Origin of the sequence: Pseudomonas sp. GZD-222 (assembly GCF_049310525.1) — a bacterium.
In the GTDB taxonomy this organism is placed as follows: Bacteria; Pseudomonadota; Gammaproteobacteria; order Pseudomonadales; family Pseudomonadaceae; genus Aquipseudomonas.
The window spans coordinates 1-20,207 of the sequence record NZ_JBMOWO010000013.1; the positions used below are offsets into that span (position 1 = coordinate 1).

The 20,207-nt window shown below is 61.8% G+C and carries 18 protein-coding genes; 11 read left to right on the top strand and 7 right to left on the bottom strand.

The genetic code is table 11. The features are described 5' to 3' along the window. The first annotated feature begins 125 nt into the window (after positions 1-125). Both ACO6VD_RS02105 and ACO6VD_RS02110 read left to right on the top strand, forming a co-directional pair. Positions 126-647: a DUF6586 family protein gene (locus tag ACO6VD_RS02105; protein WP_422416698.1), complete on the top strand. Its 522-nt coding sequence runs from the start codon at positions 126-128 to the stop codon at positions 645-647. A 50-nt stretch (positions 648-697) separates the two neighbouring features. Next, the gene (locus ACO6VD_RS02110; RefSeq protein ID WP_400173038.1) at positions 698-931 is read left to right on the top strand and encodes a hypothetical protein; all 234 of its coding nucleotides are present in this window, start codon (positions 698-700) and stop codon (positions 929-931) included. A gap of 65 nt (positions 932-996) precedes the next feature. Here the strand turns inward: ACO6VD_RS02110 and sulA are convergent, their stop codons facing one another. Next, a complete protein-coding gene (gene sulA / locus ACO6VD_RS02115; protein ID WP_422416700.1) occupies positions 997-1,491 on the bottom strand; it encodes an SOS-induced cell division inhibitor SulA in 495 nt (164 codons plus the stop codon). A 10-nt stretch (positions 1,492-1,501) separates the two neighbouring features. Then, entirely contained in the window at positions 1,502-2,110 is a 609-nt protein-coding gene (gene lexA / locus ACO6VD_RS02120; protein ID WP_422416702.1) for a transcriptional repressor LexA, read from the bottom strand. 231 nt (positions 2,111-2,341) lie between these two features. On the opposite strand from lexA, the gene ACO6VD_RS02125 reads away from it, so the two are divergent. The 3 genes from ACO6VD_RS02125 to nagZ are packed head-to-tail and all read left to right on the top strand — an operon-like array spanning position 2,342 to position 4,641. After that, positions 2,342-3,055 (top strand): TetR family transcriptional regulator, encoded by a 714-nt coding sequence (locus tag ACO6VD_RS02125; protein ID WP_422416703.1) that lies wholly within the window; start codon positions 2,342-2,344, stop codon positions 3,053-3,055. A gap of 40 nt (positions 3,056-3,095) precedes the next feature. Continuing rightward, entirely contained in the window at positions 3,096-3,620 is a 525-nt protein-coding gene (locus ACO6VD_RS02130) for a L,D-transpeptidase family protein (protein ID WP_400173042.1), read from the top strand. Positions 3,621-3,642: 22 nt separating this feature from the next. Next, on the top strand, positions 3,643-4,641 hold the full coding sequence (gene nagZ / locus ACO6VD_RS02135; RefSeq protein ID WP_422416719.1) for a beta-N-acetylhexosaminidase: 999 nt from the start codon (positions 3,643-3,645) through the stop codon (positions 4,639-4,641). A gap of 59 nt (positions 4,642-4,700) precedes the next feature. Here nagZ and ACO6VD_RS02140 read toward each other — a convergent pair whose 3' ends face one another. Genes ACO6VD_RS02140 through mfd form a run of 3 tightly spaced genes read right to left on the bottom strand, consistent with a single transcriptional unit; the run spans position 4,701 to position 11,041 of the window. Continuing rightward, positions 4,701-7,019 (bottom strand): DEAD/DEAH box helicase, encoded by a 2,319-nt coding sequence (locus ACO6VD_RS02140; protein WP_422416705.1) that lies wholly within the window; start codon positions 7,017-7,019, stop codon positions 4,701-4,703. A 4-nt stretch (positions 7,020-7,023) separates the two neighbouring features. Continuing rightward, positions 7,024-7,581, bottom strand: a complete 558-nt coding sequence (locus ACO6VD_RS02145) for a CsiV family protein (protein WP_422416707.1) — start codon at positions 7,579-7,581, stop codon at positions 7,024-7,026. Positions 7,582-7,591: 10 nt separating this feature from the next. Next, positions 7,592-11,041 (bottom strand): transcription-repair coupling factor, encoded by a 3,450-nt coding sequence (mfd, locus tag ACO6VD_RS02150; RefSeq protein WP_400173046.1) that lies wholly within the window; start codon positions 11,039-11,041, stop codon positions 7,592-7,594. 169 nt (positions 11,042-11,210) lie between these two features. On the opposite strand from mfd, the gene ACO6VD_RS02155 reads away from it, so the two are divergent. From ACO6VD_RS02155 to sthA, 3 genes are all read left to right on the top strand, one after another. Continuing rightward, positions 11,211-12,674: a glyceraldehyde-3-phosphate dehydrogenase gene (locus tag ACO6VD_RS02155; RefSeq protein ID WP_332806671.1), complete on the top strand. Its 1,464-nt coding sequence runs from the start codon at positions 11,211-11,213 to the stop codon at positions 12,672-12,674. Positions 12,675-12,746: 72 nt separating this feature from the next. Next, positions 12,747-13,742: an FAD:protein FMN transferase gene (locus tag ACO6VD_RS02160; RefSeq protein ID WP_422416710.1), complete on the top strand. Its 996-nt coding sequence runs from the start codon at positions 12,747-12,749 to the stop codon at positions 13,740-13,742. 275 nt (positions 13,743-14,017) lie between these two features. Next, on the top strand, positions 14,018-15,412 hold the full coding sequence (sthA, locus tag ACO6VD_RS02165; RefSeq protein WP_197875899.1) for a Si-specific NAD(P)(+) transhydrogenase: 1,395 nt from the start codon (positions 14,018-14,020) through the stop codon (positions 15,410-15,412). A gap of 42 nt (positions 15,413-15,454) precedes the next feature. Here the strand turns inward: sthA and ACO6VD_RS02170 are convergent, their stop codons facing one another. Then, positions 15,455-16,177 (bottom strand): glycerophosphodiester phosphodiesterase, encoded by a 723-nt coding sequence (locus ACO6VD_RS02170; RefSeq protein ID WP_400173048.1) that lies wholly within the window; start codon positions 16,175-16,177, stop codon positions 15,455-15,457. 27 nt (positions 16,178-16,204) lie between these two features. Next, on the bottom strand, positions 16,205-16,792 hold the full coding sequence (locus ACO6VD_RS02175) for a PilZ domain-containing protein (RefSeq protein ID WP_422416713.1): 588 nt from the start codon (positions 16,790-16,792) through the stop codon (positions 16,205-16,207). A gap of 94 nt (positions 16,793-16,886) precedes the next feature. Between ACO6VD_RS02175 and ACO6VD_RS02180 the strand changes: the two genes are divergently transcribed. The 3 genes from ACO6VD_RS02180 to ACO6VD_RS02190 all read left to right on the top strand — a co-directional run bounded on the left by ACO6VD_RS02180 (position 16,887) and on the right by ACO6VD_RS02190 (position 20,145). After that, positions 16,887-18,137 (top strand): lipoprotein-releasing ABC transporter permease subunit, encoded by a 1,251-nt coding sequence (locus ACO6VD_RS02180; protein WP_422416715.1) that lies wholly within the window; start codon positions 16,887-16,889, stop codon positions 18,135-18,137. Positions 18,138-18,144: 7 nt separating this feature from the next. Beyond that, entirely contained in the window at positions 18,145-18,828 is a 684-nt protein-coding gene (gene lolD / locus ACO6VD_RS02185; RefSeq protein WP_400173051.1) for a lipoprotein-releasing ABC transporter ATP-binding protein LolD, read from the top strand. A gap of 72 nt (positions 18,829-18,900) precedes the next feature. Then, complete coding sequence (locus ACO6VD_RS02190; protein ID WP_422416717.1) at positions 18,901-20,145, top strand: lipoprotein-releasing ABC transporter permease subunit; 1,245 nt, start codon at positions 18,901-18,903, stop codon at positions 20,143-20,145. Positions 20,146-20,207 lie beyond the last annotated feature (62 nt).

Genomic DNA, 20,207 nt, shown 5'->3' on the forward strand with positions numbered 1-20,207 from the left:
AAAGGGGGAGAAACCCCCGTCCCCGCGTTGCCGGTTTGTGGGATGGGCCTCCCCCCGCGATGCTTTTCAGGCCTGCAATGGTGTAAATTCACAGACCGCCTTGCAGCCTTTCGGAGGGCACTCAGATGGCCCAGGAACTCTACACCCGTACCAACCAGAAAATTTACTTCGCAGGCCTGGCCCTCGAAGCCATGGGCAAGGCGCAGGAAAGCCGCGCGATGAACGCCCAGGCCTTGATTCAGGCCGAGCGTGAGTCGGCGCTGTTTCACCTGTACGGTGCGCTGCTGGGCTTGTGTCACGAAATTGCCGGCTTTTACCGCTTGCCGCAGGCCGGCGCGCCACGTGCAGAGCTACTGCTGACCCGTGAAGTGCTGGAGGCTGTGGCGATTCCCGAGATGGCCGAGCTGGTCGAATTGGCTGAGCAGCGGGAAACCTGGTTGGCGCAACTGTTAAGCGCTTATGCCGATTTGTTCCGACCGCCGGTCGCGAAAAAAGCCGCAAAAACCGACGTTACCCAGCCATTGATTCAGGCCGTGAGCCTTGATGAGCCCGAGGCGCCAGCGCTTTCGCGGGAAGAACTGGAGAGCTGGCGTCAGAATCTCAAGGGACTGACCGTTCGTTTTCGCGAAGGCTTGAGTGAGTGCTGATTGCGGCACTCGCTGGTACAATGCTGGCCTTTCGTGGAGAACTGCCCTGTATGCCAACGTCCTTTCTAGAAATTGTCGAGTTGCCTGATGGCCGGATCGAGCTGCGCCGTGCCGAGGACGAAGGCTCCCTGGTAACCCTGGATTTCTCCGAGGACGCCAAGGCTTTCCTGCAAGGTCAGCACGTGGAAGTGGCCAAGGCCATGCTCAGTGTTGGCGTGCAGATGGCCGGCAAGCTGGTAGAAGGCGAAGTCGAGCGAGACGAAGGGCCGCGCGTCCTGCACTGATCGCCCTGCGTGGCTTCTTCGTCCTGAGGAAGCCTGGCGAAACCAACCCCTGTTTATCCTGAATATCAGCCAAGGCGGATGTTCAGGCTTTGTGCGTCTCCCATGCGGGCAGCGTTGCTCAATTGCTGGCGGGCACTGCTGCTGACGATGCTCAGCCAGCTGACCACGGTATGGCTGCGACCCAGGCGCAGCGCTTCACAGGCCAGTTGCAGGGCGCTCTGGTTGCCGCGTGGTTGCAGCAACAGGATGCGTTCGCGGTTCAGGCCGGCTTCGCGCAGCCATGCTTGAGTCAGGCTGACGGGTGGGGCGATCAGGGTCAGCCAGCGGGCGTCCTGTTCTTCGCTCAACTCGCTCAGCTCACGCAGCATCGGGGCCAGCAGGCTCTGGCAGTTACCCAGCGCACCACGGAAGGACAGCTCGCTGAACACCTGGGCGGCGCCAGGGTGCGGCGCAGGCTTGGCGGCTTTCAGTCCGGGCAGAACTGGCTGGGCCAGGAATGCTTCGAACAGCGGCAATTGGGCTTGCTGCGGTACGTTCTGTGACGCGGGGGGAAACTGCATGACGCCTCCTTTATCGGCGAATGACGCCGACACTCAAGCCCTCGATCACCAGCTCCTGCTCTTTCAGGTTGACTTCGATGGGGGCGAACTCGGGGTTTTCAGCAATCAGCCAGACTTTGCTGCCTTCGCGCTGGAAGCGCTTGACCGTCACCTCGTCACCCAGGCGGGCAACTACGATCTGGCCATTACGGGCTTCACGGCAGGTGTGTACGGCAAGCAGGTCGCCATCGACGATACCGACGTCCTTCATGCTCATGCCGTGAACGCGCAGCAGGTAGTCGGCGCGGGGATGGAAGAAGGCCGGGTTGATGTTGCAGGACTCCTCGATGTGCTGCTGGGCAAGGATCGGTGCACCGGCAGCGACACGACCGATGATCGGCAGGCCACTGTCTTCGGCCTTGGCTTCAAGGCCAGGGATGCGGATGCCGCGCGAGGCGCCCGGGGTCATCTCGATCGCGCCCTTGCGGGCCAGGGCCTTGAGGTGTTCCTCGGCAGCGTTGGGCGACTTGAAGCCCAGCTCCTGGGCGATTTCCGCACGGGTCGGCGGGAAGCCGTTGTCTTCCAGGCAGCGCTTGATAAAAGCCAGAATCTCAGCTTGGCGTGGCGTCAGTTTTAGCATGTCGATCGCTCTGTCTTTTTATACAGTGACTGGGATTATATACAGTGGGTGGCAAGCTGCAAGCATCACGCTGCAAGAAAACCCGGCGGCAGCTGCGGATGTCCTTGCAGCGTGCGGCCTGCAGCTGTGATTTAATAGGTGACCGTATAGACGCAAAACGGCCGCGCAGGCTTGACAAATCACCGCTTTGAAACGTATGTTTCAAACAAGTGTTTGTCAGGCGGAGTAGTCATGGCCCAGTCGGAAACCGTTGAACGCATTCTCGATGCTGCCGAGCAGTTGTTCGCGGAAAAAGGTTTTGCCGAAACCTCATTGCGGCTGATCACCAGCAAGGCCGGCGTCAACCTGGCGGCGGTGAACTACCATTTCGGTTCCAAGAAGGCGCTGATCCAGGCGGTCTTCTCACGTTTCCTTGGTCCTTTCTGTGCCAGTCTCGAGCGTGAGCTGGAGCGTCGTCAGGCCCGTCCTGAGCAAAAGCCAAGCCTTGAAGAGCTGCTGGAGATGCTGGTCGAACAGGCGATGGTGGTGCAGCCGCGCAGTGGTAACGACCTGTCGATCTTCATGCGTTTGCTGGGCCTGGCCTTCAGTCAGAGCCAGGGTCACCTGCGGCGTTATCTGGAAGACATGTACGGCAAGGTGTTCCGCCGTTACATGCTGCTGGTCAACGAAGCTGCGCCTCGCATTCCTCCCATCGAACTGTTCTGGCGTGTGCACTTCATGCTTGGTGCCGCGGCGTTCAGCATGTCCGGTATCAAGGCGTTGCGTGCCATTGCCGAGACTGACTTCGGTATCAACACCTCGATCGAGCAGGTCATGCGCCTGATGGTGCCGTTCCTCGCTGCTGGCATGCGCGCTGACAGCGGGGTCACCGATGAAGCGATGGCCGCCGCGCAACTGCGACCGCGCAGCAAGTCTTCGAGCACCGCGATGGCCGCCAAGGCCTGAGGCTGGGCGCAGCGAGCCGCATCGGCTAAGCTAGCGCCCCATGGCCAGTCTCGATTTCCTGCACATTTCTCTCGCTGATCAATGCCTCTACGGGTTCGCCCGGGGGCAGTTGCGCCTGCGCCTGGCGGTTTCCACCGCGCGCAATGGCGCCGGTGAGGTCAATGGCTCGGGCTGCACACCGCGGGGTCGTCATCAGGTGCGCGCCAAGATCGGTGCAGGCCTGCCGCAAGGTGCAGTACTGCGTGGCCGACGCTGGACCGGCGAGACCTGGTCCGCCGAGCTGCATGCACAATTTCCCGGTCGCGACTGGATCCTCACGCGCATTCTCTGGCTCAGCGGTTGCGAGCCAGGCTTCAATCGTCTGGGGCCGGTCGACACCTTCCGTCGTTATATCTACCTGCATGGCACGCCCGATAGTGAACCTATGGGCGTGCCGTTGTCCCATGGCTGCGTACGCCTGCGCAACGCCGATCTGCTCAGCCTGTTCGACCAGGTGCCGGTGCATTGCCCGGTGCAGATCGATGAAGCCGCGTGCCCCCAATGGGCTCACATCAGCGTCAACTGAAGGATCAATTATGAGTGCTAGCCTGCAAGGCTCCCTGATGGTGGACATCGCCGGTACCTGGCTGACCGCCGAAGATCGCCAGCTTTTGCGCCAGCCCGAAGTGGCCGGCCTGATCATCTTTGCCCGCAACATCGAATGCCCGCGCCAGGTGCGTGAGCTGACAGCCTCGATTCGTGCGATTCGTCCGGACCTGATCCTGGCGGTGGACCAGGAGGGCGGTCGGGTCCAGCGTCTGCGTCAGGGCTTTGTGCGGTTGCCGGCGATGCGCGCGATTGCCGACAACGACAACGCCGAATACCTGGCCGAGCAGTGCGGTTGGCTGATGGCTACCGAGGTGCTGGCGGTCGGCCTGGACCTGAGTTTCGCCCCGGTCCTGGACCTGGACCACCAGCGCAGTGCTGTGGTCGGCAGCCGTGCTTTCGAAGGTGATCCGCAGCGCGCTACAGCCCTGGCGGGTGCCTTTATTCGAGGAATGAACGCTGCAGGCATGGCAGCATGCGGCAAGCACTTCCCAGGCCATGGCTGGGCCGAGGCTGACTCCCATGTCGCCATTCCCACTGACGAACGCAGTCTGGAACAGATTCGCGCAGTCGATCTGGTGCCCTTTGCACGCCTCAGTGGTCAGCTGGCAGCGGTGATGCCTGCGCACGTGATCTATCCGCAGGTCGACAATCAACCCGCGGGTTTCTCCCGTCGCTGGTTGCAGGACATCCTGCGCGGTGAGCTGGGCTTTGATGGCGTGATCTTCAGTGATGACCTGTCGATGGCGGGCGCCCATGTGGTGGGTGATGCGGCCAGCCGTATCGAGGCGGCGTTGAGCGCCGGGTGCGATATGGGCCTGGTGTGTAATGACCGGGCCGCTGCCGAATTGGCATTGACGGCGGCGCAGCGCCTGAAGGTCAAGCCGTCGACACGCATTGCGCAGATGCGCGGTCAGGGCTTTGCGCGTACGGATTATCGCCAGCAGCCGCGTTGGCTGGAAGCGCTTGGGGCTTTGAAAGAAGCTCAGTTGGTCGACTGATTTCGCCGGGCAAGCCCACTCTCACTACTTTGTGGGAGCGGGCTTGCCCCGCGATGGTTTCAACCCGCTTTCGAAACCTTGCGCTTGCCGGGTAATGGTGCAAACAACGCATCAATATCTTCCGCCGCCAAACGCCAATCCCCCGCCTGACGCCCATCCAGTACCCCGGCCGCCAGCGCTGACTTCTCCTGCTGCAACTGCTGGATCTTCTCTTCCACCGTGCCGCGAGTAATCATCTTGTACACAAACACCGGCTTCTCCTGACCGATGCGGTAAGCACGGTCGGTAGCCTGGTTTTCGGCTGCCGGGTTCCACCACGGGTCGTAGTGGATCACGGTGTCGGCGGCGGTCAGGTTCAAACCCACGCCGCCGGCCTTGAGGCTGATGAGGAATATCTGCAGTTGACCGCTCTGGAAGTCTTGCACCGGCGCCCGGCGATCGCGGGTTTCACCCGTCAACAGCGCATAGGCGATGGCACGCTGCTGCAGTTCGGCTTCGATCAGTCGCAACATGCTGGTGAATTGCGAGAACAACAGCACCCGCCGTCCTTCAGCGAGCAGCTCCTCAAGCATTTCCATCAGGCTCGCCAGCTTGCCCGAGTGGGCACCGCGCGCGGTTGAGGCCTGGCTGTTGATCAGGCGCAAGTCGCAGCAGACCTGGCGCAGCTTGAGCAGGGCTTCAAGGATGATGATCTGGCTGCGCGCCACCCCCTTGCGGGTGATTTCGGCGCGCACCTTTTGATCCATGGCCAGGCGCATGGTCTCGTAGACATCGCGCTGGGCGTCGCTGAGATCGACCCAATGGATCATCTCGGTCTTGGCCGGCAGCTCGGTGGCAACCTGTTCCTTGGTGCGCCTGAGCAGGAAGGGCTTGATCCGCGCATTGAGGTGTTGCAAGCGCTCGTCGTTGCCCTGGCGCTCGATCGGTACCCGATAGTCACGATTGAAGGCCTTGGCATCGCCCAGCCAGCCGGGTAGCAGGAAGTGAAACAGCGACCACAGTTCGCCCAGGTGATTCTCCAGCGGCGTGCCGCTCAGGCACAGGCGTTGGCGGGCTTGGAGCTGGCGCGCGGCCTGGGCGGCTTTGCTGTTCGGGCTTTTGATGTACTGCGCCTCATCGAGGATCAGTATATGCAGCATCAGACCTTTGAAGTGTTCGAGGTCCTTGGGTAGCAGGGCATAGGTGGTCAGCAGCAGGTCGTAATCCTGCAGCTTGTCAAAGTGCTTGCGCCGACCGATGCCCTGCAGCGCCAGAACCCGCAGGTCAGGGGCGAAGCGCGCTGCCTCGTCTTGCCAGTTGGGGATCAGGCTGGTGGGCATCACTACCATGGCGGGACGGGTCAGGCGTCCGGCATTCTTTTCCGTGAGCAGGTGGGCAAGGGTCTGCAGGGTTTTACCCAGGCCCATGTCATCGGCGAGGATGCCGCCGACTTCCAGCTCGCGCAGGGCCTGCATCCAGCTCAGGCCTTCAAGCTGATAGGCGCGCAGTGTCGCGTTGAGGCCAGTGGGGACCTCTGTCGGCTGCAGGCGGATGTCACGCAGGCGTTCGCCCAGGCCGCGAACCTGCTCGCCGCCTTGCCAGCTCAGCGGCAGCTCCTCCAGAGCATTGAGGCGCGTGGCGTCCAGCGTTGGTACGCGCACACTGGTGTCACCGGGGTCACGCAGGTAGAAGTCGCCGAGGGTTGCCAGCACCGGCTTGAGGCGCCCGTACGGTAGCGCCACTTGCAGGTTGCGTCGTGCTTCGCCGGCGGGGGCGGGAATCTGTACCAGCAGTTGCTCATCATCGCGGCGCTTGTGCAGTTGCGCCGGGTTGAGCAGTTCCGGATGGCTGCGCAGCACGTTGAGCAGGATCGGCAGCAGGCTCAGGCGCTGGCCATTGACTTCGATGCCCAGCTCCAGATCGAACCAGTCGCGGCCGCTGGCTTCGTCGATGTGCGCATACCAATCGTCAACTTCGGCGAGGTTGAAGGCGAAGTCATCGGTGAACTCGATTTCCCAGCCTTGCTCGCGCAGGGTGGGTAGATCGTTGAGCATGAAGCGCAGCCAGGCCGCTTCGGAAGCCAGCTCCAGCAAGTCGCCAGCGCTTTCCGGCAAGGCTTTGCTTTGTCGGGTGGCGACCTTGAAGCCCAGGTGCTGAAGGGTTTGGCGGATCTGGCTTTCCGCCTCGGTGTGGCGCTTGAGGCGTTGGCTGCTGGTGCCGTCCAGGCGGCTGACTTCCTTGATTTGCCTGCCGCTGGCGCGAATGCCGTCATAGTTGAATGACAGTGCCGCCCGGTGCTGGTGCTGACGCTGCATCCGGCCGGTTTGCGGCACGTAGGCGCTGAACTCGTGGCTGCCCAGGATCAGGTGAGGTGTCGGGGCAAGACCATCGTTAGACATCGGGCTACTGCTCCATCAACTCCGCGGGCGCAGCGGGGGCGCTGACCGGCCGGTTGGCTGTAACCTTGAGCAGCAGGGCCAGGTGGCCGCCGTCGAGGAAGGTCAGTTCGCCGCTTTTGATGTTGCTGTTGCTCTGCTTGAACGCTTCGCTCTGGATCACGCTGCCATTGCCGTCGAACTGGTTGACCCAGAAGTTGGCATCCACGGCGATGAAACGTTCTTCCTTGAGGGACAGGTTGCCCGCGATGGGGAACTGGCCGAAGTGTTCCTTGCCGTCGCTGATCGCCACCGTGCCGGCGTCCTGTTTCCAGGCCTTGTGCAGCAGCACGGTGTACTGCGGGTCGGCCGCGAGCTTGGCGGCCTCCTCATTCATTGCCGGTTGGCGCACGTCACCCTCGGCGACGAGCGCGGCGCCGTTGCGCCAGTCTTCGGTGGTCGGGGTGGTAATTGCCGGCACGGCGTTCTGCCTTACCAGGATCATTTCAACCTGGTAGGAGCCATCGGCAAAGGCTGCCGGGGCAATCAGCGCCAGCAGCAGGGTCAGGTTACGCATTACACGCATGGAACTTCCTTCACGCAGATTGTGGGGTCAGGCGCTCGAACAGCGCCTCGAGGTTATTGAAACGTTCTTCCGGGCGCTCCATCGGCACCATGAACTTGAACTGGGTGGCACCTTCGAACTTGTAGCGCTTGGGCTGGCCCTGAATCAGTTTGATCAACGCCAGTGGGTCGACTGGAGTCTCGGCTTCGAACTCGATCTTGCCGCCGTTGGGGCCGGCATCGACTTTCTTGATGCCGAGCTTTTCTGCCTGCAGTTTGAGCAGGGTCAGGCGCACCAGGTTTTTGGTCGGCTCGGGCAGCAGGCCGAAGCGGTCGATCATCTCCACCTGCAGGTCCTTGAGGCCGTCTTCGTCCACCGCCGAGGCGATGCGCTTGTACAGGATCAGGCGAGCGTGCACGTCCGGCAAGTAGTCTTCGGGAATCAGTGCCGGCAGGCGCAGGTTGATTTCCGGGCCGCCGCCCAGCGGCTGGTCGAGGTTCGGCTGGGTGCCCTTGCGAATGGCCTTGACCGCGCGCTCGAGCATTTCCATGTACAGGGTGAAACCGACCGCCTGGATCTGCCCGCTCTGGCCTTCGCCGAGCAGTTCGCCGGCGCCACGAATTTCCAGGTCGTTGGTGGCCAGGACGAAACCGGCGCCCAGGTCCTGGGTGTTGGCGATTGCCTCCAGGCGCTTCTCGGCGTCCGGGGTGATCTGTTGGCGCGGCGGCGTGAGCAGGTAGGCGTAGGCCTGGTGGTGACTGCGTCCAACCCGGCCGCGCAGCTGGTGCAACTGGGCCAGGCCGAACTTGTCGGCGCGCTCGATGATAATGGTGTTGGCGCTGGGCACGTCGATGCCGGTCTCGATGATGGTCGAGGCGATCAGGACGTTGAAGCGCTTGTGGTAGAAGTCGCTCATCACCTGTTCGAGTTCACGCTCGCGCATTTGCCCGTGGCCGATAGCGATCCGCGCTTCGGGCACCAGTTCGGCGAGGTCGGCGGCGCATTTCTCGATGCTCTTCACGTCGTTGTGCAGGTAATAGACCTGGCCGCCGCGCAGTAGCTCACGCAGCAGCGCTTCTTTGACCGTGCTCTTGTTTTGCTCCATGACGAAGGTGCGCACCGACAGCCGGCGTGCCGGCGGGGTGGCGATGATCGACAGGTCGCGCATGCCGGCCACGGCCATATTCAGGGTGCGCGGGATTGGCGTGGCGGTCAGGGTGAGGATATCCACCTCGCTGCGCAACGCTTTGAGCTGTTCTTTCTGGCGTACGCCAAAACGGTGCTCTTCGTCGATGATCACCAGACCCAGGTCCTTGATCTTGACGTCGTCCTGCAACAACTTGTGGGTGCCGATGACGATGTCGATTTTGCCCTCGGCCAGATCTGCAACGGCGGCGGCGACTTCCTTGGGCGACTTGAAGCGGCTCATCACTTCGACGGTCACCGGCCAGTCGGCAAAGCGGTCGCGGAAACTGTTGTAGTGCTGCTGGGCGAGCAGGGTGGTCGGCACCAGGATGGCCACCTGGCGACCACCGTGCACGGCAATGAAGGCCGCGCGCATGGCCACTTCGGTCTTGCCGAAGCCGACATCGCCGCAGACCAGGCGGTCCATCGGCTTGGCTGCCAGCATGTCTTCGCGTACGGCTTCGATGGCGCTTTGCTGATCGGGCGTTTCTTCGAACGGGAAGCCGGCGCTGAACGTGGCGTAGTCAACCGACGGGTCGGCGAAGGCATAACCTTTGCGCGCCGCACGGCGGGCATAGATATCGAGCAATTCGGCCGCCACGTCGCGAACCTGTTCGGCGGCCTTGCGCTTGGCTTTCTGCCAGGCCTCGGAGCCGAGGCGGTGCAGCGGCGCCAGGGCGTCATCGCTGCCGGTGTAGCGGGCAATCAGGTGCAGGTTGGCCACCGGCACGTAGAGCTTGGCGCCCTCGGCGTATTCCAGGGTGAGAAATTCGGCGGCCTGGTTGTCGATCTCGAGGGTCGCCAGGCCCAGGTAGCGGCCTACGCCGTGGTCGATATGCACCACCGGCGCGCCTTCGCGCAATTCGGTGAGGTTCTTGATCACCGCATCGTTGTTGGCGTCGCTGCGTTTGTCGCGGCGCCGACGCTGCATGACCCGCTGGCCGAACAACGGGCTTTCGGCAACCAGGGCGATGGCCGGGTCGTCCAGCAGCAGGCCTTCGTCCAGGGGCGCGATGGTGATGGCCAAGCGCTCTTTACCGGCGACGAACGCGCTCCAGCTGTCGACGGTTTGCGGGCGCAGCTTCAAACGTTCGAGCAGCTCCAGCAAGACCTCGCGGCGACCCGCGGACTCGGCGGTGAACAGCACGCGGCCGGGGAACTGCTCGAGAAAACCCGAGAGTGCCGCCAGCGGCTGATTGGCCTTGGCTTCGATGGCAAGGTTCGGCAAGGTCTGGGCCGGGAAGCGCTCGCGGCCGCCGCCGCTGTCGACATCATCCTGGCTGACGACCACCCGCGGCCAGCTCTTGAGGCGGGCAAAGCAGTCTTCCACCGGCATGAACAGTTCGGCCGGTGGCAGCAGGGGGCGTGACGGATCGATGCGCCGCTCTTCATAGCGGTTGCGCACATCGCTCCAGAAGTGCTCGGCGGCCTGCTCGACGCCCGGCAAAGAGAACACCTGGGTGTCCTGGGGCAGATAGTCGAACAGGGTCGAAGTGTCTTCGAAAAACAGCGGCAGGTAGTACTCGATACCGGCTGGAGTAATGCCGCTGGACAGGTCCTGGAAGATCGGGCAACGGCGGAAGTCGACGTCGAAACGCTCGCGAAAGCGTGCCTTGAAGCGCGTTACCGCGTCTTTTTGCAGCGGAAACTCACGAGCTGGCAGCAGGCGAACCGAGTCGACCTTGTCGATCGAGCGCTGGGTCTCCGGGTCGAAGGTGCGCAGGGTCTCGATCTCATCGTCGAACAAGTCGATCCGGTAGGGCAGCTTGCTGCCCATCGGGAACAGGTCGATCAGCGCACCGCGCACGGCAAACTCGCCATGCTCGTAGACCGTGTCGACACAGCGATAGCCGCTCGCCTCCAGGCGCGTGCGCATCTGCTCGACGTCGAGCTTCTGGCCGATGTCCAGCACCAGGCTGCTACCCAGCAGGAAACGGGTCGGTGCCAGGCGGTGCAGGGCGGTGGTGATCGGTACCACGAGAATGCCGTGATCCAGCTCCGGCAGCCGGTACAGGCTGGAGATGCGCTGGGAGATGATGTCCTGGTGCGGCGAGAACAGGTCGTAGGGCAACGTTTCCCAGTCGGGGAACGGCAGCACCGGCAGCTCGGGCGCGAAAAAGCGCAGTTCCTGTTCGAGCCGGTCAGCGCTCTGGCTGTCGGCGGTCAGGAGCAGGGTAAAGCGCTTGGCAGCGCTGGCGGCTTCGGCAATGGCCAGGCTCAGGGCGGCGCCCGGCAGGTTGCCCCAGGTTTGTTTGCCGGCAGTGGCCGGCAGGTGCGGTAGACGCAGAACAGGCACGGGAGGTCGAGCTCCAAGCGTTGCGACAAAGACGCCAATTGTACCGGTCAGAGGCCCGTGCTGTCAGGTTTGCGCAGCCTAAATACATGTAGTGACAGAGCGGCGACAGGCGCTCATTGCTCGATGGGCTGCGGGGCGTCATAATGTAGCCCCTTTTTTCTGTCCCTACATGTGGAAGGTTCCCGTGACTCAGAAGCCCGACCAGTGTCTTGGTGAGTGGATTGATCGTGAAGCACTTGCAGAAGCGATGATCCCGCTTATCGGTCAGCTCTACCGCAATAACAATGTGGTGAGCTCGATCTATGGCCGCAGCCTGATCAACCGTTCGGTGATCTCGATCCTCAAAGCGCACCGCTTTGCTCGTCATCGCCAAACCGATGAAACCGAACTCTCTGTCCACGAGACATTCCCGCTGCTCAAAGCCATGAGCGAGCTGAAACTGGGCGCCGCTTCGGTCGACCTGGGCAAGCTGGCCAACAAGTTCAAGCAAGAAGGCAACGGCCGTAGCGCCGAGCAGTTCGTGCGTGAAGAAATGGCTGACGTGGTTGGCCAGCAGAACGCTTCGGCGCGTAAAGGCACCGACGTTGTTCTCTACGGTTTCGGCCGTATCGGCCGCCTGCTGGCGCGTATCCTGATCGAAAAAACCGGTGGTGGCGACGGCCTGCGTCTGCGCGCCATCGTCGTGCGCAAAGGCGCCGAGAACGATCTGGTCAAGCGTGCCAGCCTGCTGCGTCGTGACTCGGTTCACGGCCCGTTCGATGGCACCATCACCATCGACGAAGAACACAACACCATCACCGCCAACGGCAACCTGATCCAGGTTATCTACGCCAAGAGCCCGAGCGAAGTCGACTACACCCAGTACGGCATCGAGAACGCGCTGATTGTCGATAACACCGGTGTATGGCGCGACGCCGACGGCCTGGGCCAGCACCTGGCCTGCCCGGGCGCTGCCCGCGTAATCCTCACCGCACCTGGCAAAGGCGCGCTGAAGAACATCGTGCACGGCATCAACCACGGCGAAATCACCGCTGACGACAAGATCATCTCGGCCGCTTCCTGCACCACCAACGCCATCGTGCCGGTGCTGAAGGCTGTCAATGACAAGTACGGCATCGTTAACGGCCACGTTGAAACCGTTCACTCGTTCACCAACGACCAGAACCTGATCGACAACTTCCACAAGGGCAGCCGTCGTGGCCGTGCCGCGCCGCTGAACATGGTTATCACCGAGACCGGTGCAGCCACCGCAGCCGCCAAGGCGCTGCCAGTGCTCAAGGGTAAGCTGACCGGTAACGCGATTCGTGTTCCTACGCCGAACGTGTCGATGGCCATCCTCAACCTGAATCTGGAAAAGGCCACCAACCGCGAAGAAATCAACGAGTACCTGCGCCAGATGGCCATGCACTCGGATCTGCACAAGCAGATCGATTACGTCAGCTCGCAGGAAGTGGTATCCACCGACTTCGTTGGCTCGCGCCACGCCGGTGTGGTCGATGCCGAAGCCACCATCTGCAACGATAACCGTGTTGTCCTGTACGTCTGGTACGACAACGAATTCGGTTACAGCTGCCAGGTAGTGCGCGTGATGGAAGACATGGCCGGTGTAAACCCGCCAGCTTTCCCACGCTAAACTTGGCTTGGTTGTGAAAGACGGGAACCTCAGGGTTCCCGTTTTTTTTGCCCGGATTTTACAGGAGGACAAATGCGCAACGTGTTGCTGGTGAGTGTGCTGGTGAGCCTGATCGGCTGTGGGCAGGGCAATACGCTTGAACGTATCAGCGGCCCGACCATGGGCAGCAGTTACACCGTGCAGTACGTGCGCACGCCGCAAGGGCCGGCACCGGAACAGGTCAGACGTGAGGTGGAGGCTATTCTCGAGGGCGTCGACAAGCGCTTTTCCACCTACCGTAGCGACTCGCTCATCGAAACCTTCAACCGCTTGCCTGCCAACAGCTGTCAGCCGATGCCGGCGGATGTGCTGGAACTGGTGCGTGTCGGCGAGCAGTTGTCGCAGCAAAGCGACGGCGCGTTCGACCTGACCGTTGAACCGTTGCTCGATCTGTGGGGCTTCGGTCCGCAGTCGAGAATGGAAAAGGTGCCCAGCGAACAGGCGTTGGCCAGGGCCCGTCAGCGTGTCGGGCATGGGCATTTGCGCATAGTGGGCGAGCAGCTGTGCAAGGATGCGCCGGTGGAAGTGGACTTCAATAGCATTGCCGCAGGGCATGCCGTAGACCTCCTGGTGGAGCGTCTGCAAACCCTGGGAGTCGCGGATTTGCTGGTCGAAGCCACGGGTGAGCTCAAGGCGGTGGGGCGAAAACCCGATGGCAGCAGTTGGAAAGTGGCTGTGGAATTACCCCGCGAAGATCGCCAGATCGCCCAGCAAGTGTTAACCGTGGATGGTTTTGGTGTTTCTACCTCCGGTGACTATCGCAATTATTTCGAGGAGAATGGCCAGCGCTATTCGCACACCTTCGATGCGCGGCTGGGCAGGCCGGTGAAACACGACCTGGCTGCAGTGACGGTATTTGATCGCTCGACCTTGATGGCTGACGGGTACTCGACCTTGTTGTTGGTCCTCGGGCCGCAGCAGGGCTGGGATTTTGCACTCAAACACCAGATCGCTGCGGTGTTCGTGACCCGGGTCGCCGACGGCTTCGTCTCTCGTAGCACCCCGGCGTTCGAACATCTGATGCTGTAGGAGCGGATTTATCCTCGATTGGGCGACAACGTCGCCCCGATTCTCGATTCCCGATCCGGGGCCGCTTCGCGCCCCATCGCGGATGAATCCGCTCCTACAGGTGTGCGCAAATGACATGTAGTGCAGAGAAAAATAGCCTACGACGCGACCAAGGGTTAATGTGCGCGGCGTTCAAGCTTGATTAGACTGCACCCGAATTTTTCATGGCGCCGCTGGCGACATGATCTAGCCCCGATCGCCGGCGTGGCGAGCGGGCCTGTTCTGAAGGAGTACGCATGGCTGTCTACAACTACGACGTAGTGGTGCTGGGTTCCGGCCCCGCAGGAGAAGGGGCGGCAATGAATGCTGCCAAAGCAGGACGCAAGGTGGCGATGGTCGATAGCCGTCGCCAGGTCGGCGGTAACTGCACCCACCTGGGCACCATCCCGTCCAAGGCCCTGCGTCACTCGGTGCGCCAGATCATGCAGTTCAACACCAACCCGATGTTCCGGGCCATTGGTGAGCCGCGCTGGTTCTCTTTCCCAGACGTGCTGAAAAGCGCCGAGAAGGTGATCTCCAAGCAGGTCGCCTCGCGCACCGGTTACTACGCACGTAACCGGGTCGATGTGTTCTTTGGCACCGGCAGCTTTGCCGACGAGCAGACCATTGAAGTCGTCTGCGCCAACGGCGTGGTCGAGAAGCTGGTGGCCAAGCACATCATCATCGCCACCGGTTCGCGTCCGTATCGCCCGGCCGATATCGATTTCCATCATCCGCGCATCTACGATAGCGACACTATCCTCAGCCTCGGCCACACCCCGCGCAAACTGATCGTTTACGGCGCCGGTGTGATCGGTTGCGAATATGCCTCGATCTTCAGTGGCCTGGGCGTGCTGGTGGAGCTGGTGGACAACCGTGGTCAGTTGCTGAGCTTCCTCGACTCGGAAATATCCCAGGCGTTGAGCTACCACTTCAGCAACAACAACATCACCGTTCGCCACAACGAAGAGTACGAGCGTGTCGAAGGCCTGGATAACGGTGTGATCCTGCACCTGAAATCGGGCAAGAAGATCAAGGCCGACGCCTTGCTCTGGTGTAACGGCCGTACCGGCAACACCGACAAGCTGGGGCTGGAAAACATCGGCATCAAGGTCAACAGCCGTGGCCAGATCGAAGTCGACGAGAACTACCGTACCCACGTGCCGAACATCTATGGCGCTGGCGACGTGATCGGCTGGCCGAGCCTGGCCAGTGCTGCGCACGACCAGGGCCGCTCGGCCGCTGGCAGCATCGTCGACAATGGCAGCTGGCGCTTCGTCAACGATGTACCGACCGGTATCTACACCATTCCGGAGATCAGCTCGATCGGCAAGAACGAGCAGGAACTGACCCAGGCCAAGGTGCCTTACGAAGTCGGCAAGGCCTTCTTCAAAGGCATGGCACGGGCGCAGATCGCCGGTGAGCCGCAAGGCATGCTGAAGATCCTGTTCCACCGTGAGACCCTGGAAATTCTCGGCGTGCACTGCTTCGGCTATCAGGCGTCGGAGATTGTCCACATCGGTCAGGCGATCATGGATCAGCCGGGTGAGCGCAATACCCTGAAGTACTTCGTCAACACCACCTTCAACTACCCGACCATGGCTGAAGCCTATCGGGTAGCGGCCTACGACGGCCTCAACCGGCTTTTTTGAGCGGCTCCGGCCGGTGGCCTGAGCCGGCCGGGGAGACCGATTTCAGCGATTCTCGAGGGTGGCGCTGGCCAAACCGGGAAAGTCTGTAATCAGGCTGTCTACGCCGAAGTCGGCGAGCCTGCGCATCAGCGCCGGCTCGTTGACTGTCCACACCGACACGTGCAAACCCTGGCGCTGGGCCTTGATCAGGCGCTCAGGGGTGCACAGTGTCCAGTTCAGTGCGAGCAAGTTGCAGCCATAGTTCTGGGCGACCTTCAATGGGTCGAGCCAGGCGTACTCGGCGACCAGTCCGCGGGAAATATCCGGCGTCAGCTCAAGGGCTGCACCCAGCACTTCCCGAGAGCTTGAGGTGATGGTGATCTTGTCGAGCAGGCCGAACTGCTGGGCCATCTCGCGAATGGCCAGCACGGTGGTCACCGCACGGGTGCGCGAGGCACTCTTGACCTCCAGTTGCCAGTGATCGAAGTCGCATTTTTCGAACAGCTCTTCAAGCCGTGGAATGGGGCAGGGCGATACCCAGCCCGGGCCACCTTCGCGTGCATCGTAAGTCACCAGGTTCGCCGCTTCGTGCTCGACCACCTTGCCGCGTCGGCCGGTGGTGCGCTTGAGGCTCGGGTCGTGAATGACCATCAGCTCGTTGTCAGCCGACAGGTGCAGGTCCAGTTCGCAGCGGCGCACGCCGTGCTTGAGGCACTGCTGGAAGCTGGTCAGGGTGTTTTCGGGGGCTTCGCCCTTGGCGCCACGGTGGCCGTAAATCTGGGTCACGTTTGTTCCTTCAAGAAAAGGTAAGACTCAAGAAGCGCTCGGGGCGTTCTGTTCCAGTGCCTGGCGTCGTTGTTGTGCCTGTCGTTGCAGGATGTAGCGCGCCAGCAACTGGCGTTGGGCGTCGGTCATGTCGACAAATTCGCTGCCGATTTCGTACTGGCCGTCGGCCTGCTGGTCGCAGTGGGTGACTCGGGCGCGCAGCAGCAAACCCAGGGCCTGGGGCATCAGCACCATTTTCACCGCCACCCGGCTACCCGCAGCAATGGGCTGAGCCTGGTTGAATTCGATACCACCTTCGGACAGCACCACTGCCTGGGGGGCGCTGAGCTGCCCCAGCAGGGTTTGTGCAACCACGGCACTGAGCAGGTCGATTCGTTTGTTCTGGGCCTTGAGGAAGGCGGCCAGGGTGCGATCCTTGTCGCTGAGCTGGCGCAACAGGTGCTGGGACTCGAATTCGCTCAGGTGCAATTCGCTCAGCAGGTTGAAAAGTGGTGAATCATCTTGCAATAAGTCTGGGCCAAGGCCTTCAGCAGCGCTCAGTGGGCTAATTTCCAGTGCGATCCGATCCTCGATACGGTAGTATTCGCGGCGATCTTCTTCATCTAGTGTCGACATGGCGAACCCATGGTAGCGGCGGTGGTCTGAGTGTAAAGCTGCTATTCAAGCCCCGCCACAAGGACGTTCCTCTTTCATCCGAACAAGCCCCGACATGTTCAGACCTCTCTTCGTATTTATCGGTACGCGTTACACCCGTGCCAAGCGCCGCAACCACTTCGTCTCGTTCATTTCGCTGACCTCGATGATCGGCCTCGCCCTGGGCGTGGTGGTGATGATCGTGGTGTTGTCGGTCATGAACGGTTTCGATCATGAAATGCGCACCCGGGTGTTGGGCATGGTGCCCCATGCCACGCTGGAAACCGGCCAGCCGATCAACGACTGGCCCGCCCTTGCCAAGCAAGTAAAGCAGAACCCGCAGGTTGTGGCGGTGGCGCCCTTTACCCAGATGCAGGGGCTGCTGACTCACGAGGGCAAGGTGCAGAAGGTGCTGCTCAACGGCATCGACCCGGCCCAGGAGCGGCAAGTCTCGATCATCGACAACTTCATCCGTGAAGGAAAACTCGACGCCCTGGCGCCGGGTGAGTTCGGCATCATGATCGGCGACAAGGCTGCGACCAAGCTGGGCGTGGGCATCGGCGACAAGCTGACCTTCGTCGCCCCGGAGGTCACGGTGACCCCGGCTGGCATGTTCCCGCGCATGAAGCGCTTTACCGTGGTCGGCATCTTCCACGTAGGTGCTGGTGAAATCGACGGCTACCTGGGGCTGACCAACCTGTCGGACCTGTCGCGTCTGCATCGCTGGAAAGCCGACCAGGTCCAGGGCCTGCGCCTGAAGTTCGACGACCTGTTCCAGGCGCCGCGCACCACCTGGGATATCGCCCAGAAGCTGGGTGACCGCGAGTTCTATGCCCGTGACTGGACCCGTACGCATGGCAACCTGTACCAGGCGATCCGCATGGAGAAGGCCATGATCGGCCTGCTGTTGCTGCTGATCGTGGCGGTGGCGGCGTTCAACATCATTTCCACCCTGGTGATGGTGGTCAACGACAAGAAGGGCGATATCGCCATCTTGCGCACCCTGGGTTCGACTCCGGGGCAGATCATGGCCATCTTCATGGTTCAGGGCACGGTGATCGGCGTGGTCGGTACCCTGATCGGCGGCGTGGTCGGCATTGCTGCGGCGCTGAATGTCAGCGCAGCCATCGCCGGGCTCGAGGCCCTGATCGGACACAAGTTCCTCAATGCCGACGTCTACTTCATCGACTACCTGCCATCCCAGGTCATGGCCGAGGATGTGTGGATGGTCTGCGGTGCGGCATTGGTCCTGAGTTTCCTCGCCACCCTGTATCCGGCCTGGCGTGCGGCACGCACCCAGCCTGCGGAGGCGCTACGTTATGAGTGAGTTGGGCATGAGTAATAAAGCAGTGCTGAGTTGCCGCAACCTGGGCAAGTCCTACGAGGAAGGCCCGGAGTCGGTACAGGTGTTGTCCGGCTTGCAGCTGGAGCTGCACCCCGGTGAGCGGGTGGCTATTGTCGGCAGTTCGGGGTCAGGCAAAAGTACCTTGCTCAACCTCTTGGGCGGTCTCGATACCCCGACCGAGGGCAGCGTCTGGCTGGCCGGCGAAGAACTGTCGGCCCTCGGCGAACGTGCCCGTGGTTTGTTGCGCAACCGTGCGCTGGGCTTCGTCTATCAGTTCCACCACTTGTTGCCGGAGTTCACCGCACTGGAGAACGTGTGCATGCCGTTGCTGATCGGTCGCACGGCGATCCCGGAAGCCCGCGAACGCGCCGAGGCACTGCTCAAGCGGGTAGGCCTGGGTCATCGCCTGAGCCACAAACCGGCCGAGCTGTCCGGTGGCGAGCGCCAACGGGTGGCGATTGCCCGTGCGCTGGTCAACCGTCCGGGACTGGTGATGCTCGACGAGCCGACCGGTAACCTCGACCATCACACCGCCCAAGGCATCCAGGACCTGATGCAGGAGCTGAGCAGCTCGTCGCAGACAGCTTTCCTGGTGGTCACCCATGACCTCAACCTGGCGCGGCAAATGGACCGTGTATTGCGTCTGGAAGACGGGCACCTGGTACCGATCTGACCTGGCTGTGCAGGGTGCCCGCAGGCTTAGTCGGGCACCTTGTTCCTTTTCTTTACCTGGGTGCTTTCGTTCATGTTCAGACCCTTGTCTATTTTCATCGGCGCGCGCTACACCCGCGCCAAGCGCCGCAACCATTTCATCTCGTTCATTTCCATGACCTCGATGATCGGCCTGTCCCTGGGTGTGCTGGCGATGATCGTGGTGTTGTCGGTGATGAACGGTTTCCAGCGTGAAATGAGTTCGCGAATCCTCGGCATGGTGCCCCATGCCAGCATTCTCGGTGTTCAGCCGCTGGATGACTGGCGGTCAGTGGCCGACGCCGCGCTGAAAAATCCGCAAGTGATCGCTGCCGCGCCCCTCACCGAGATGGAGGGCATGCTGTCCTACAAGGGGGCGATGCAGCCGATCCAGGTCAGCGGTATCGACCCGGCCCAGGAGGGTAAGGTCTCGATTGTTGGCCAGCATATTGTCCAAGGGAGCCTGCAGGCACTGGAGCCGGGTGAATATGGCGTGGTGATCGGTGAGATCAGCGCCCGGCGTTTTCGCTTGAACGTCGGTGACAAGCTGACCCTGATCGTGCCGGAAGTGAGCAGCGCCCCGGGCGGTATCACGCCGCGCATGCAGCGCCTGAACGTGGTCGGGGTGTTCAAGGTGGGTGCCGAGCTGGATGGCTCCATGGCCTATATCCATATGGCCGATGCTGCGCAGATGCAGCGCTGGCAGCCGGGCCAGGTGCAAGGCGTGCGCCTCAAGCTCCATGACCTGTACGCCGCGCCGCAGGCGTCCAAGGCGATTGCCACGGGCCTGGGTGAGGCGTATCGCGCAGATGACTGGTCGCACACGCAGGGCAGCCTGTTCAGTGCGATGAAAATGGAAAAGACCATGATTGGTCTGTTGCTGCTGATGATCATCGCCGTGGCGGCGTTCAACATCATTGCCACGCTGATCATGGTGGTCAATGACAAGGGCGCGGACATCGCCATCCTGCGTACCATTGGCGCGACCCCGGCGCAGATCATGGGGACCTTCATGGTGCAAGGTACCTTGATCGGTATTGTCGGCACCTTGATCGGTGGCGTGCTCGGGGTGATCGCGGCCATCAATGTCAGCCAGATTGTCGGCTGGCTGGAGCGGGTCAGTGGGCAGCACATCTTCACCTCGGATGTGTACTTCATCAGCAGCCTGCCCTCGGAGCTGCAATGGGGCGATGTGGCGTTGATCTGCAGCGCTGGCCTGGTGATGAGTTTCCTGGCGACCTTGTACCCGGCTTATCGGGCTTCGCAGGTTGAGCCGGCGTACGCCTTGCGCTACGAGTGATCACTATCGCGGGGGGAAAGAGCGTACCACCGAAGAGCCACAGGGAGTAGGAATGCTCAGCC